Annotated in this window: 9 protein-coding genes; 4 read left to right on the top strand and 5 right to left on the bottom strand. The window is 49.9% G+C overall.

Annotated features, from left to right (window positions below):
• Nucleotides 1-134 precede the first annotated feature (134 nt).
• Nucleotides 135-1361 (bottom strand): ectonucleotide pyrophosphatase/phosphodiesterase, encoded by a 1227-nt coding sequence (locus C3B51_RS19355; RefSeq protein WP_130246137.1) that lies wholly within the window; start codon nt 1359-1361, stop codon nt 135-137.
• 156 nt (nt 1362-1517) lie between these two features.
• Entirely contained in the window at nt 1518-2558 is a 1041-nt protein-coding gene (locus tag C3B51_RS19350) for a S66 family peptidase (protein ID WP_130246098.1), read from the bottom strand.
• A 171-nt stretch (nt 2559-2729) separates the two neighbouring features.
• Between C3B51_RS19350 and C3B51_RS19345 the strand changes: the two genes are divergently transcribed.
• Nucleotides 2730-4916 carry a carbohydrate binding family 9 domain-containing protein gene (locus C3B51_RS19345; protein WP_130246097.1) on the top strand — a complete coding sequence of 729 codons (2187 nt, stop codon included), beginning with the start codon at nt 2730-2732 and terminating at the stop codon, nt 4914-4916.
• 50 nt (nt 4917-4966) lie between these two features.
• Here C3B51_RS19345 and C3B51_RS19340 read toward each other — a convergent pair whose 3' ends face one another.
• Nucleotides 4967-7015 (bottom strand): winged helix-turn-helix domain-containing protein, encoded by a 2049-nt coding sequence (locus C3B51_RS19340; protein ID WP_130246096.1) that lies wholly within the window; start codon nt 7013-7015, stop codon nt 4967-4969.
• Nucleotides 7016-7411: 396 nt separating this feature from the next.
• On the opposite strand from C3B51_RS19340, the gene C3B51_RS19335 reads away from it, so the two are divergent.
• On the top strand, nt 7412-10912 hold the full coding sequence (locus C3B51_RS19335; RefSeq protein ID WP_130246095.1) for a PKD domain-containing protein: 3501 nt from the start codon (nt 7412-7414) through the stop codon (nt 10910-10912).
• Nucleotides 10913-10959: 47 nt separating this feature from the next.
• On the opposite strand, the gene C3B51_RS19330 is transcribed toward C3B51_RS19335, so the two are convergent.
• Nucleotides 10960-12339, bottom strand: coding sequence for a pyridoxal phosphate-dependent decarboxylase family protein (locus C3B51_RS19330; protein ID WP_130246094.1), 1380 nt, complete (start codon nt 12337-12339; stop codon nt 10960-10962).
• 87 nt (nt 12340-12426) lie between these two features.
• Between C3B51_RS19330 and C3B51_RS19325 the strand changes: the two genes are divergently transcribed.
• Together C3B51_RS19325 and C3B51_RS19320 are read left to right on the top strand one after the other, a co-directional pair.
• Nucleotides 12427-13836: a PLP-dependent aminotransferase family protein gene (locus tag C3B51_RS19325; RefSeq protein WP_130246093.1), complete on the top strand. Its 1410-nt coding sequence runs from the start codon at nt 12427-12429 to the stop codon at nt 13834-13836.
• Nucleotides 13837-13892: 56 nt separating this feature from the next.
• Nucleotides 13893-14540, top strand: a complete 648-nt coding sequence (locus tag C3B51_RS19320; RefSeq protein ID WP_130246092.1) for a hypothetical protein — start codon at nt 13893-13895, stop codon at nt 14538-14540.
• A 3-nt stretch (nt 14541-14543) separates the two neighbouring features.
• On the opposite strand, the gene C3B51_RS19315 is transcribed toward C3B51_RS19320, so the two are convergent.
• Entirely contained in the window at nt 14544-15164 is a 621-nt protein-coding gene (locus C3B51_RS19315; RefSeq protein WP_125717980.1) for a LysE family translocator, read from the bottom strand.
• Nucleotides 15165-15170: the final 6 nt, after the last annotated feature.

Raw genomic sequence — 15170 nt, 5'->3', positions numbered from 1 at the left:
AGTAAAAATAACCATTAAACCATTGTTTTAATTGGACATTTAATTATTACCCACAGATTTTGTGACTATCTTGTGAGTAACTCAGGAATAATTCAGAAAACCAATCGTCCCATTCAAATCTACCTATGCATTCATTAATGTCGAAGCGCCGGCAATAAAGACGCGCCCGTACCGTCGATGTCAGACAGCAAGTCAAGGCCCAGGATCTGCGCCACGACCGGGTAAATATCCAGATTCTTCACCGGGCCAATTTCTACGCCTTGTTTAAACGCGGGCCCCACAGCGACGAAGGTGGCGTGCATATCGGGTGTCACTGCAAAGCCATGAGTGCCATAGTGCTTATCTTTGTCATCATAGGCAAAATAGCGCGGCGCCTGCGTTTCAATCACTATGTCGGCAGTCGTTGAATCGATGGTAACGCCACGGCTTTTCAGGGTTGCTTCACTGGTAATATGGTAGCGACCACGGGCATTGCGCATCAGCTGAGCGCGCACCTCATCGAGGTCTAACGTTGCCTTTGGCTTTTTATACAGCCAAACCTGAGTTCCGCTGTTTTTAACGATAAAATCGCTGAGTTCGACGCTTAAGTCCGACAACAGCAAACGCTGCTCCGGGTCGAGCTGCGCCATGCCGTGATCCGACACTATGATCAGGTTGACATCCTGCTCAACCTCGCGCTGAATGCGTCTTGCAAGCTGACCAATCAGTTTGTCTACCTTTTGCACCGCCTGATAGGTTTGCTGTGCATCCGGACCAAACTCATGTCCCATGGTATCCACCAGTGAAAAATACCCGGCAACAAAACGAGGGCGCGTTTGCGCAGGCAGCTTAAGCCACTGCACTATCTGGTCGATGCGTTGCTGGTAGTCACTGTGCTTTGAGTAATGATAAAAATAGCTGGGTGTCATGCCATTAATGCGGGCATCCGATTCGGGCCAGAAATAGGTTGCGGCCTTTAAGCCTTGCATTTCAGCCAGGTTCCAAAGCGGGATCCCTTTAAGCCAGGAGCTGTCGTCCTGACCGCGACCCATTCTATAGCACTGATCGCGCGCGCTGTCGCAAAAGTGATTGCCAACAATACCATGATTGGACGGCAGCAACCCGGTGATAATAGAAAGGTGGTTGGGAAAAGTCTTGGTTGGATAAACAGGTTCCAGGTATTCGGCCCGAACGCCCTGTGCGGCGATAGACGCCAGATTTTTAGCCTTGTGCTTTTCGATGTAATCCCAGCGAAAGCCATCGAGCGAGATCATCACCACACTTTGCTCAGCACGCTGCTTACTTGCCGTTTGCTTTGCCAGAGTTAATGTCGGGATCAGAGAAATAAAAAAGAATAAAACCAGTAATACGCGATTGATCATCATGCCCATGCGTTCCTAAAACGATAAACCAGCGCAGGCACTGTAAAACCAAAAGATGAATAAAATGAAGGACCTTTTACCGAACCAGGGGCGTTTTACGACCAGTAACAGATTTTCGGGACGAGCAACGCCCGTCCCGAGCAGGCATACAGCAGGCTAACGCAAGTGCTGGACCAGCGTCCATTGCTCGCCACAAAATGAAACTTCTGCAAGCGCCCCGTTTATCACCACCAGATTGGGGGCAATATGTGAAATATCAACACCCGTGACGACCGGTATCGACAAGTCGCCCAGTGCCATTTTCACCGCAGTTTCTCCATCAAAAGCTTTACCGGCCAGACCGGATACGGCATTGCGACCTATCAGAATACCGGCGGCATACTCAAACGCACCGCGTAATTTAAGACTCTGCAACGCCCGGTAGTAAGCTGTCGGTGACTGCTCGGCGTTTTCAAAGTAAAAAATAAGCTTATCGTCCGTGTGCCTTTTGAGCAGCGATTGGGGGTCAAAATACTCAGAGCCATACATCAGCATATGCGTATCCAGACAACCGCCAATCAGCCTGCCCTGAAAAGACACCGGTTTTGTATTGTTTGCTTCCTCCCCCAGCAACTGCCAGCTGCCTGGTTCAGTGAGGTTAAATACTGCATGACTGTCCTGCGCATAGTTACTGAAGCCCTGCTCAAAAAACGGCGCACTGTGTTGAGTAAAGGCCCCACCTGTTGGCGTTTGCAGGTGCGCAAAGGTATTGGCTGTTAAAGGATCGCTTTGTGCCAGCGACAGCTGCATCAGATTCGTACAATGCGCGCTTGCCCAGCCGAGCTTGCTGGTAAACGCGCTCAGCACTGTGCTGATATCGGAAAAGCCCATTAACCATTTTGGCCGCACCTGCTCTAATGCTTGCCAGTCAAGCAAAGGCAACAAATCCATGGCAATTTCTCCGCCCCAGGGTGCCATGATGGCATCTACCTGGTCGTCGAGCAAAAATCGCATCAGTTCATCGGCTCGCTGCGCTGCAGGCGCGCTGACATGCAACTCATCTTCACGCAAACAGCACCCTTCGAGCACATTAAACCCACGCCGAGCCAGGTCGCCGAGCACCAGCTCAAGGCGTGCGTGCAGGGGCGATGCAACACCGCTGGAGAATGCAGTTACCGCAATGGTACTGCCAGAGGTTAAAGGGGCTGGATAGTGCATAAGCGGTCCTTTTTACATACTAAAAATTTAAAACCAATTTATTCATTAAGTTAGGCAGGTATTAGTCACATAATTTCCCCACTTTGTCACCTCATTTCGCGCCTTTCTCACGCTTTTTATTTATGCAGCAACAACAATGGAGCCAGCTTTTTACGAAACGGATAAAACATAATGAATAAGTTGAACGCACTAAGCTTAGCACTATGCACCCTTTACACGACTTGCAGCACAGCGCAGCAAACATCAGAACCCATTCGACCCTGGCAGCAGTTTACCCAAAGCGACACTACTATCCCACGACTTGCAAAAGCCCCGAACATAGACGGTGAACTTGCGCCTAATGAATGGACCAACGCCCGTGTGATCACCGAGTTTGTTGAATTCCGGCCAACCGTGGGTGGTACGCCCAGATACCCAATCACCGCCTATGTGGCCTACGATGAACACTTCTTTTATGTTGCCGCCAAAATCACTCAGCCAGCTAACACCATAGTGGACCGGGTACTCACGCAGGGCGAGCGAATTTGGAATGAAGATTACTTTGGCCTGATCCTGGATACCAATCACGATAAATCCGATGGCTACTTATTTCATGTTACCCCCTCTGGCGTGCGCGAAGATGGCCTGGTGAATGGTACGGAATATATCGCCGAATGGAAAACCCTGTGGTTTGCCAAAACTCAACAACAGCAAGACGGCTGGACGGTGGAGATTGCCATTCCCATGCAGTCTTTATCTTTTGACCCGGATGCCAAGAACTGGGGATTACAATTACGCCATAAGCTCTCCAGCCCCTACGTGCAATCTTACTGGAATCTTAACAACCCCAACTCAGCAGGCTGGCATGCATCACAAACTGCGCCCATTTCCGGGCTCGGCGAGTTGGACCAGGGGTTGGGAGTTGAAGTTAAACCAGGACTGGCCTACAAGGATACCCTCGACAAGAGCAGCTTCGAGCCCTCCCTGGATGCCACCTACCGATTTACGCCCAGCCTGACCGGCCAGCTCACGCTGAATACGGACTTCTCTGGAACCGATGTCGACGAAATCGAAATGAACATGACCCGGTTTGGTCAGTACTACAGCGAAAAGCGTGACTTCTTTTTACAGGACAGTCAGATCTTCCGCTTTGGTGGCATGGATGATGACGATTATAACGGCATGCCCTTTTACTCCCGACGCATTGGTCAGGGGCCACAATCAGGCGTTCTGGATGTTAACTGGGGCACCAAGTTAACGGGTCGTGTGGGTAATACCGACTTAGGCATCTTAAGCGTCAATCAGGAACAAGACGGCAATAGTGACGAAACCACTCAGCTCAGTGTCGCCAGAGCCAAGCAGCATATTGGCGATCGCCACCAGCTCGGCGCCATACTCACCCATGGCAGCGCCGATGACAGTGCCAGCCATGCCCTGACTGGGGTTGATTATCGCTTTGAAGATTTACTATTTGGTGAAGAGCAATTGATTGCTAACGCCTTTTATCAGTCCATTGACTTGCCAGACGACACACCCGACAGTGACAGCAAATCTTATGGCCTGGCATTTTTGCTGCCCAACGATCGGTTTTACCTGAATGCCAAATATCGCTATATCGGCAAGGATTTTAACCCGGCGCTGGGCTTTGTGAATCGCACCGACCTGAAATACTACCACCTCACCAGTCATTACCGGGTCCGTCCGCAAACAGGCTGGCTCGGAGATAACCTTAACCTCTACCAGGTCAGAACCTATTATAAACGTTGGGAAAGTACCGAAGGCGAAAAGAAAGGTCAGCAGCTGTTTTTGCAACCTTTGGTCATACAAACCCGAACTAATGATTACCTTTACATTAGCTATGAAATGCACGAAAAGGTACTCAAAGACCCCTTTAAATTCCGCGATAACATTCAATTTGCCAAAGGTGAATATGAGTATAATCAGTGGAACTTGTACTATGAAACCGCCAGCGATCGACCTGTTTTCGTCAGCGGCCGGGTTGTCAAAGGCGACTTTTTTGATGCTGATTTAGAGCGCCTCAGCTTGACCATAAATACCCGCCCCAACAAACACTGGTATGTGCAACTTGGCCGTCATATGTACTATTACGAGCGCGCGGGCGAGAAAAACAACATGTATAACACCCGCTTGAAAGTGAATATTGCTTTCAACAGCGAATGGTCGTGGAATTCCCTGTTTCAGCACAACACCCAGTCAGACAGTTTCTCACTGTTTAGCCGGTTGCGCTATGAACCGGCGCCGGATGAGCTCTATCAGCTCAGTATTAATAAAGGATACGACTTAGAGGATGGATGGCACGACAAACAAGCTCGATTCAGTGAGACCGCCGTTAAGCTCAACTATACCTATCGGTGGTGATAATACCTAATATAAAGCGCGTTGCACTACTTAAGGCAACGCGCTACCAGTTACCTCGCAACAGTGCTGTACACGTCGCTGCGAAACGCCGCTTTACGACCATAGATCACCTGTCCGTCACGGACGTCAAACCCCATATATGCGCCAATGTCCTGGCGTGACAGCAGCTGTAGCCCCTCATCGCTCAGGGTGTAGCGAACCAGCTCATGCCACTCTTTGGTCATCAGGTAAACCTTGCCATTTTCCAGCTCCAGGTTTGAAAACGCCTCCAGTTGTCCGACTTTTTCTCCTTCTGCCTGTTCCAGCCCGTTTAAAATACTGGCAAAAGGAAAGCGATAGAGCACATGGTCTTTGTCGGTCAGATACACGTACTGTGGCGTTGTCGGGTCCGTGTGTGCAGTCATCCAGCCCTCTGGCAACTGCGCCACCAGCTGCATCTGACGATTGTATATTTGCACCCGCTTTTGCTCATTTTGTTTCACTGAGAGCGCGAACAGGCTGTTGCTCAGCCAGCTTTGCTGATAGATATAGCCATCAAAGAACAAATTGTTGCCTTGCTGTGCTTCATTGGTTGGGATAAGCCACATGGCGTGATTATCGTGATTGATCAGCAACAGTTCATCGTCTGGCGACAGCACCATACCTCTGAGACGCACATGCTCCGGGAGCCTGGGAAGCGGTCTGGCCTGCGCCTGCGGGCGCTGATAATACACCTGAGAGCTGCCGGAACGATCAGAAATAAAATACACGCCCGGGTTGGTGTGCGCTAAGCGGGGTGAGCGATCCAGCCCGTTGCTGTTATCCAGCACAAATCCGGTTTCCAGCCACTGCAGTTCAATGTCTTTGTCATAAGTCGTGAAAATATAGTCTACACCGTTGCTGTGGCGAGCGATATTACAGCAGATTTTGTCGCTGAGGCTACTCAGTAAGGTGGGCTCGCTCTCAGTAAATGCCTGATGATACATCTGAGTTCGCGGACTGGAAGAGGAGAAAACAATCCCTTTGTGGTCGTGATCCCAGATAGCGCCATGCATCAGGCCGGTCCGCGAAAGCTGCAGAACTTGTTGTGCCGTCTCGGGCTCATAGCTGAGTACCCGGCTGTTGCCATCATTAGTGTGTGCGGTCAGCAACAATTGGGTCGTGTTGGGATGAGCATCCAGATAAGCCAGTCGCCAGCTTGGCTCCAAATTGGTCGGCAATTTGGTGATCTGGGAAGAAAAACTGAGCGCATATAAATCGTTTTTATGCTCAAAGCGGCGCTCATGGGCCAGCGCATAGATTACATCTGAACCGGCCACATAGATGCTGTCGTGATAAACCAGATCGCAGTTATACAATGCCTCGATGGGCGGCGAAAGTTGTTGGCCAGCCATATCCAGTCTGGCTTTAAACCAGCCACATTGCTCCTTGTAGTAGCCTTTAAAGACCAAGTGATCGCCCTGGCTGCCTAATAATTTTTGCAGGTGGTAGTCGGGTGCCCTTATCGGTTGAGGTAGGGCGCTGCCGGCACTACCATAGTCAGCCACCCACAAACGACGCCCCTGCGCTGCGGTCACGTTCAAAAACGCAACATGGGCCTGCTCTGACAACACAACAGGAAACAATTTACCACCACTGACACGGCTCAGTGCGCGGCTTTCGCCATACTGTGCCATAGGCGCACCGCCATGCTGCCAGATAAGACTACCCAAAAGCCCGACAAACAGGACAAACCCGAAGAGTATGTACCGCCCTGGTAAGCGCTTTTGCGCAGCACTCCGTCCGAGTGAAGGCGCATTGTCTTCGGCACCGACAACGATTGGCGCAATAAAGCGATAGCCCTGCTTGGGCACGGTTTGTATATATTGCGGCGACTTAGGATCATCGCAAAATGCCTTTCTCAGATTCGCCACCAGCTTATTAATGGCATTATCCGTTACTATGGAGCCCTGCCAGATGGCATCTTGTAATTCATCCCGGCCGATAATGCGATTGGGGTTATCAATCAAAAATGTCAGCAATGACAGCAGCCGAGGATCCAAAGTGATGCTGTGCTCACCCTTTATGAGTTCGTTGGTCTGATGGTAGAGGCGAAATTCGCCAATTTGAATAAAATCCATGGACTTCTCGTCTATCCGTTGCGGCTTCACCCTACCTGAGAAGGAATATGAAGTCGGCAACTTCGCGCTCTTTATTGTTATTCTGGTATTGCATCTGCGTGCTCACGCCTGCGAAGGAAGCAATGACGAAACAAGGTATGCCCTAGTCTATGATCATCTCAACGCTTTGCAACCCACCAGCTGAAGAACATTGCAAAAATTGACAACAACAGTACAAAAAGCGCGCAACAGTCAAGGCAGTTAAGCGCAAGCTAAGCCAATGTGCTTCAGCACACTTCTTGCTGAATTTAAGCTGAATTTGAATTCACTTTTCTGACTTATAAACTATGCTTACCCTGCTCATTTTATAACCAAAGGAAGGGCGAGTTTATTTCGCTAAATCGAACAGGTGTGTTTATGACAAATCTAAAATTATTGCTGGCTGCTTCTTGCCTGACAGCCATACTGGCTGGATGTGGAGGCTCCTCAGACAGTGGATCTTCACCCAACCCTAATCCGAACCCAAATCCAGATCCTGCCCCAAGTAATCAGGCGCCTACAGTCAGCATTACTGGCGACAGTGAAGCGCTCGAGGGCACTGCGGTTTCACTCAAAGCCAGCGCAACCGATAGCGATGGCCAGGTTGTCAGCTACAGCTGGAGTGTCAGCACAGGACCATCAATCACCCTCAGCAACAGCACCACCAGTGATGTAAGCTTTACAACACCGGATGTCACTGAAGATACCGCTATGGTACTGGCCGTGACTGTAACCGATGACGACGGTGCAACGGCCACCGCAACGAAAAACTTCACCGTAAAACGCTTAGTCAGATCCGTCACGCTAACCGGTATTGTCACCGACGCGCCGGTAGCGAATGCATCACTGATGGTGTACGTAGGCGATGAAACCTTCCCGGCGACCGCCGGCAATGACGGTACCTACACAGTTCAGTTGGATATCGATGACTCGGCCGTAAACCAGCTTATTCGTATCAAAGCAAATGGCGGCACAAACCAGGAGAGTGTTGAATTTTACTCTCAACTGGAAAGCTTTGCCTCCGTTGCCACTGAGGCAGGCGACGATGGCATAGTGAATAGCAGTGAAAACTTCGGCGTTAATGTGACCAATGTGACCACAGCTGAATATGCGCTCGTTACCCGCGCTGTCGGCGGTGTGCCACAGACCACCAGCGAGCTAAACAATGCCCTGGTAGGGGTTGATGCCGATGAAAAACTCACTTTATCTGCGCTGATAAAGCTGGTTGTCGATGGCAGCGGCGGTACTAAGTTTTCTTTGCCTGCGGGTATCAACAATACCTTTGAACTGGTTTCGAGCCAAAGTGCCATCGATGAATTAACCAATACCATCAACGATGCCGACCCCACCTTAATTGATAAAACCAAAGAAGAAATCAAGCAGGATGACAAACTGGTTGATAACGGTGAAGGTTCTATTGTTGGCGACTACCTGATTGGCTCAACACGTTGGTTCCGTAGCCCCTTTACAGAAATGACATTAAATGAAGATGGTACAGGTACTTTCACCAGTCACACCAGTGGTGCTATTACCTGGACACAGGCCACTAACGGCGCAGTCAGTATTGTCTTTGGCGATGGTATTTTCACGCCCAGGCACCGCTGTAAAAATGCACAAGACATGGACGATACCTGCTACTCGCGATACAAAACAGCGACCTTCACCATTTACGACGACAATGACTTTGCCAAAGCAATCAGCCTGACCGGCGTTCGTGACGAAATCAACGCCGATGACGACACTGTACGTAATGCAGATGTCACCGACACCGAAGATGTCACGATGATTGTGCGTAACAATACAATTACCCCTACAGCCGCACAAATGCCTGGTACCTGGCATTTTGATCAAATGTATTATCTGATGGGCGGTAAAACCGGTGAAGAGTATTACGTCCCTCAAGCTGGTAAAATGGTGTTCAATCAAGGTGGCACCGGCAAGTCTACCCTGCCCGACGGCACCGAACGTGATTTCAGCTGGCAAGTCAGTGGCAATAATCTGGTTGTGGTATTGGCTAAAACCGACACAATGGAAGCAAGAACGCTCACTTACTGGCTGCTGAAGACATTGCAAGGTGGTTTCCAGTTCTGGGCAATTACAAATGATGCCGTAGCAACGGAGCCTGATAAAATGGCGTCAATGACCCACCGCCATCGCAGCGGGGTTATGATGCCCGAGCAGACTATCACCTTGAATGATGCCATGGCCCTGGGGCGCTTTATTCCATACTATGGAGCAAACCTGCCGCAAAACTATTTCTTTGATAACTATGTTAATGGCGTTAGTTATAACCATCTGAACAAATACATAGAAGCCTGGAAGATTGACAACCGCACCTTATCAGTCAATAGCTATTTGGACAGCATGAATAACCGCAAGGTATACCAGTGCCCTGAAGGAGCAACGCCCGAAAGCTGTTCAGTCAGTAGCAGCACTAGCTATCAGGTTCTCTCCATGGATAACAACAGCTGGTATGTGCGCTACAGCTTTACCATTGCTAATGAACCAGACCCGGGTTCCAGCTATATGGTTAAGTACGTGAAGACCGACACAAACTTAACCCAGTTTGATTATATGTGGATGGACAATCGTACTTTCCATATCCTCAACGACAATAATCAGGTTGAGCAGAAGTATTACTTCCTGAATTACAGCGACGATGACACCTTTACCAGGGTTATCCGCGATACTAATCTCAGCGAAATTGGGACATACTCTGTTAAATCCGGCAAGCTACACTCTGATGAATCTGGCGAAATAACGGTGAGTGATTTCAAAGGCTTTGATCGTGACTATATCAAGGTTTGTAACTACCCGCTGGATACTAACTGTGACCAGGGTATAGAAAAAACTTACTATCTCAACCGCCTGGCTGCGGACAAAGAAATTATGGCCCCCGCACCACCTACTGTTGTTTACTCGACTAATCCACTCAATGGTGCCTGGTACGACCCGACTCGGCCAGATTTTTTGGTGGTGATCCGCGATGGTAAGTGGGTTCATATGGAACTTAAAACCGATACCGATCCCGATGGTAAGGCCGGGCTTGAAGTTGGTTATGCCGATTGGGATGAGCAATCAGGCGAGTTTATGGTTGACCTGTTTTTTGACTCCAACGGCGTATACGGTTTTGATGCATCACTGAAACATATCCTGATGGTAGACGGTGATACATTAACTCTGGATATTGAGGGCGAGCCAAGCTTTACATTGAGCAGGCTGGTAGATGCAAACAACCCCTTGGTCGGGGCATACGTTGAGTATCCGCTGAATAGCGGACGGATCTGGATCAGTGCATTCCTGCCTGGTAACAAGTTCTTTGAAGCAGACTATGAAAGTGCAGACTCTGCCAGAGCTGGGATCAATTATGGCAGCTTTGCCTACGATGCCAGTACAGGCAGAACTGAGCTCACCTTTGAATTGAACCAAATCTCAGACAGCGACCCTATTTTTGCTATGTTCCTGAACGGGGATGTGATCCAATGGAAGGATGGCAACGACTTAGGCACAGTGCAGCGCGTTAAACCAAGTTCAGAACAACCCATGTTCGATAGCCGTACCCTGATGTATGAGCGCTTTGCACTCATTAATGGCAGCGAGACCATGTATATCGACTTCCATATCGGCAATGGTCAGGCAGAAGTGGTCGCAGAGGGTAAAACACGTACCTACACCTGGTCGCTCAACCAGGGACAACTGACCTTAATGGCAAACACCCCGGCTGCCGGACTAAGCGCCGAAGGGTATGTGATTTCACCAAGTTCAAAACTCGATGATGGCTGGAAGGTTTCGGTATTGAAAATGATGGAGCCTCAGCTTGTTTTAGAAAACGACCCTACCAGTTCATATTTGCAATTTAACGCAGATATGCGCCGATAGTTCAGTGTTATTTGCGGTCCCTTATATCTGAGGGACCGCATTTCATATTAGCTTGCCAGTCTGGCAAGTTCTGTAATCGCCAATTCAACATCCTGCATTTCGGTGCGCCAGTTACTAAATGCGCAGCGGATCACCGCTTTCCCCTGCCACATGCCTGGTGTCATAAATACCTGACCACCCTCATTTAACTGTGCTAACACCGCTTGTGTATCCAGTTTATTTTTATCGCTCGCAGAGAACACCACAACGTTCAGCGCACATGGCTTATTTAATTCATAGCCATCGGATGCGTTTACCCAGCTTGCCAGGGCGTTAGCCTGATCGACATTACGCTGGATCTGCGCCCTGATCCCCTGTTTGCCATAGGCGAGCAAGGTTGCCCAGACGGGTAATGCACGAAAACGTCGGGAGTTTTCAATCCCCAAAGACATAAAGGGCTGCTCAGCATCGCTGTTGGCTAAATAAGGTGCATCCACATTACAGGTTGCAAGCAGCGTGTGAGGATGACGGGTCAAAAAGACGCCGCAATCATAAGGCACATTGAGCCATTTGTGACAATCCAGCGTAATACTGTCTGCCAGCTCTATGCCCTGAGTTTTGCCTTGCGGACCCATCAACAGCCTTTCAAAAATACCAAATGCGCCATCCACATGTAACCAGGCCTGATGCTGACGGCACAATTGTGCCACCCGGATCAGGTCGTCATAATCGGTGCCGGTCACCGTTGCTGCGCTGGCGATAACGATTTTTCCAGGGCCCCGACATTCAGCCAGTTTATTGGCCAAATCGATGGTATCCATGGCTTCACTTTTTGGCTCACAGGCGACCTGCACCCAGCTTTCCTGACCCAGACCAGCCAGCCCAAGTGCCTTGACCATGCTGGCATGTGGGGTCGCGGCAAACACGGCATAGTCCAAATCCTTGCAACCGACTTTTGCAACATCAATCCCTTGTTTACGTCCGACTTCCTGCCTGGCCACCATTGCGCCCAATACGTTAGCGGCTGTCGCACCTGTGGTCATCACGCCTTCAAATACCGCAGGTAACTCAAATAACTCAGTGATCCACTTAATCGCCTGGCGCTCGACCTGGCTGGCAACTGAGTCGCCGCCTTTAGAAACGTTTTGGTTATACAAGGTCACGAGCCAGTCGGCATAGGTAGCAACAGGATTGGCACCGCCAGTGACAAAACCCCAATAGCGACCACCATTACTGGCCGACAGCTGCGGGGCGATTTCTGTACTAAAGGCTTGTCTGAAAGCCTCAAATCCGGCCGACTGTTCGCTCAGTGTGCGAGGCGGTAAAGAAGACGCCGGATTGCTTACTCGACGGGTGTCGAGTGACGCGCTGAAGGCCTGACATTCTTGCTCCAGTGCTGCGAGCAGGTGTTCATAAGTTGGCAACTGCCGGGGTGTTAATGACTGCATAATGACTCCTTTTGACTTTACGCCCCTACTTTAAGCGTGATAGAAAATAGATAACAGATACAAAAAATAGAACTTTTTAGATAACAGATGACTAAGCAAGCAAAATATAAAGCACTGGCTGGGCAATTCATCCGTGCCATCGAAGCAGGCGAGTATCAAGGTGGCCAGCCCCTGCCTTCTCTGCGCCAGCTTAGCGCGCTCAATCAGGTCAGTATGACCACGGCACTGGCCTGCTATCGTTACCTTGAGTCGCTGGGCATTATCACGGCAGATCCAAAACGAGGCTTCTTCGTCAACCTTGAACACAACCCGGCTGGCGACATCAAGCATGCCCAATTTACGGCGCAGGTCAGGCCTTTGCCTACAACGCCTCCCCCAAGGCTCAGATCCGGTTTAGCAACAGCACAGCTAGACCCGGCCCTGATAGATGCACAAACATTACGCGCCTCATTAACACGTACCATGAAAGGCAATCACACGCTGTTCAACTATGGCGATCCGCTCGGTGAGATATCTTTGCGACAGGCATTGGTCAATCATATGAAAACACAAGGCTTTGTCTTAAATGAGCAGGACTTGATTATTACTCAGGGCTGCCTGGATGCAGTGAAAACAGCGCTGGAACTAACTACGAAAGAGGGTGAAGTTATTGCTGTACCCTCGCCATGTTACACCGGCTTGCTCGATACACTCAGTGTCATGGGCAGGCAAGTTATGGAGCTCCCTTGTAATCAGGATGGCATCGACCTGGTGCAACTGGAGAACGCGATGGCTGGTCAACAAATTGCGGCCTGTTTGCTCAGCGCTAACTTCCAAAATCCGACAGGACACTGCCTGAGCGTACAGCAAAAACAAGCACTGGCACGCATGGCCCGGCAGTATCAAATCCCGGTTATTGAAGACGATGTCTACCGTGAACTGAGTCACGACGGCTCGCCCCCCTTGCCTGTTAAACACTTTGACAATGACGGTTGGGTCCTCTGGTGCAGTAGTATTTCTAAAACGCTGGCGCCCGGACTCAGGTTAGGCTGGTGTGCTCCAGGACGGTTTTATAATCGCTACAGCGACCTGGTCCGTGTACGCTCTTTGGGGTGTAACCGGCCACTTCAGCTGGCCCTGGCGGACTACATTGGCCGGGGGCATTACACCCGATACCTTAAAAAGCTGAACCGCCTGCTTGCACTACAGTGCAATCAATACATTCAAATACTGACATCACGGCTCCCTAAAAACACCCAGATCAATCGTCCAAAAGGGGGGCTGGTGCTGTGGTTTGAGATGCCGAATGTGGATACAAAACAGCTGCAAGCTCGGTTGGTGGACGAGCATATTTATATCCTGTGTGGCGATGCCTTTTCAACCACTGACCTTTACCACAGATATGTTCGCCTGAACTTTGGTCAGTGCCTGAGTGCAGAGGTAGAATCACAGCTTACTCGCTTTGCTCAGGTCGCAGAGCAACACCTGTGTCAAAAACCAGACAAAAATATAAGCTAAAATTGGTACAAAACCTGCTTAAATTTTAAACTACGAATTATGCGGTGATTACTATCATGGACTTGACACAGGATGAGCTGGACTATATTCACCTGGTGGTTGAAACGTCTCAGCTAGATTTATTTCAGGCACACACCAACTTATGTAATGAGCTAAAAGCGTTTACCAGTGACTTGCTTGAAGAGCTGGCCCAGCACGAGGCCAGCTATGCACAAAGCGAGCGCCTGCTCGATACCCATTTGCGCGCCGCCAATATCGTTGACTTCCCGGTTCGCCCAGCATTGGAGTCGAACAATCACAATCAGTGGCATCCGGATCACCAGACGCTGTTGTCCATAATTGACGACTTGCCGCATATCGTTGAAGGACACGGTATGCCACGCAGCTGGCGCTTTACCCCTTATCCGTCTGTCCGCCTGTTGCTCAGCTTTCCCCGAGCATCATTTCATGTCGATTCTTTGTCACTGACCGGTGCCTGCATCAATACTTTCCCACTCTACGCCCGGGCATATCAGGACATGTTTTCGCTAAGAGGGGCAAGCCTGATGCTACCCAATGGGCACTGCATCCATGTCGACATTGCCTCTGTGGCCAGCCGGGGCGAACACCGCCTGGCGCTGAAGTTTGATCATTACACCGTCGCCAGCCCGACCCTGAAGGTCTATGTGGTCAGCAATTATGTTCGCCTGCACGGCTGGCAATAACACCTAGATGGTTTGATAAACAACCCGGGCAGCCAGTAACAAAAAAGCGCAGCCAAGTAGTTTGTCAATCACGGCCTGTTTTGCCGTTAAATCGAACCGCTCCCGGGCAGAAGCGGTGACAACAGACACAAAGAAATACCACAACGCATCTATCACCAGTACGGTCATACACATGATCACCGCCGTTTTAAGCGTCAGTGCCTCGGGGTCAATAAACTGCGAGAACAGTGCCAGGAAAAAAATAGCCAGCTTTGGATTGAGAAAAGCAATGGCGAAACCATCCTTTGCCGCAGCAAGGTAGCTTTTCGCATCGTGCTCTTTAGCCACTTCAATACCACTGCTCTTGCTGCTGAGGATTTTGTAACCCATATAGGCAAGGTACGCCGCACCCGCGTACACCAGACCCTGATAAACCAAAGGGAATTGTTCAATCAGGCTGGCAAGGCCCAGCAGAGACAAACTGGCATAAATGCCCACGCCCAAACCATGAGATAAACTTGCGACAATCCCATGCTGCGCACTGTGATACAAGCTGTACCGTAACACAACTGCCAAACTGGGTCCGGGAGACATGGCCCCCACACAACATATAAACGCCAGACTTAACCAGGCTGTGAATTCCATCTTAAT

The sequence above is a fragment of the Pseudoalteromonas rubra genome (genome assembly GCF_004212645.1).
GTDB classification, from domain to species: Bacteria; Pseudomonadota; Gammaproteobacteria; order Enterobacterales; family Alteromonadaceae; genus Pseudoalteromonas; species Pseudoalteromonas rubra_G.
This window is presented reverse-complemented; position numbering and strand designations above follow the sequence as displayed.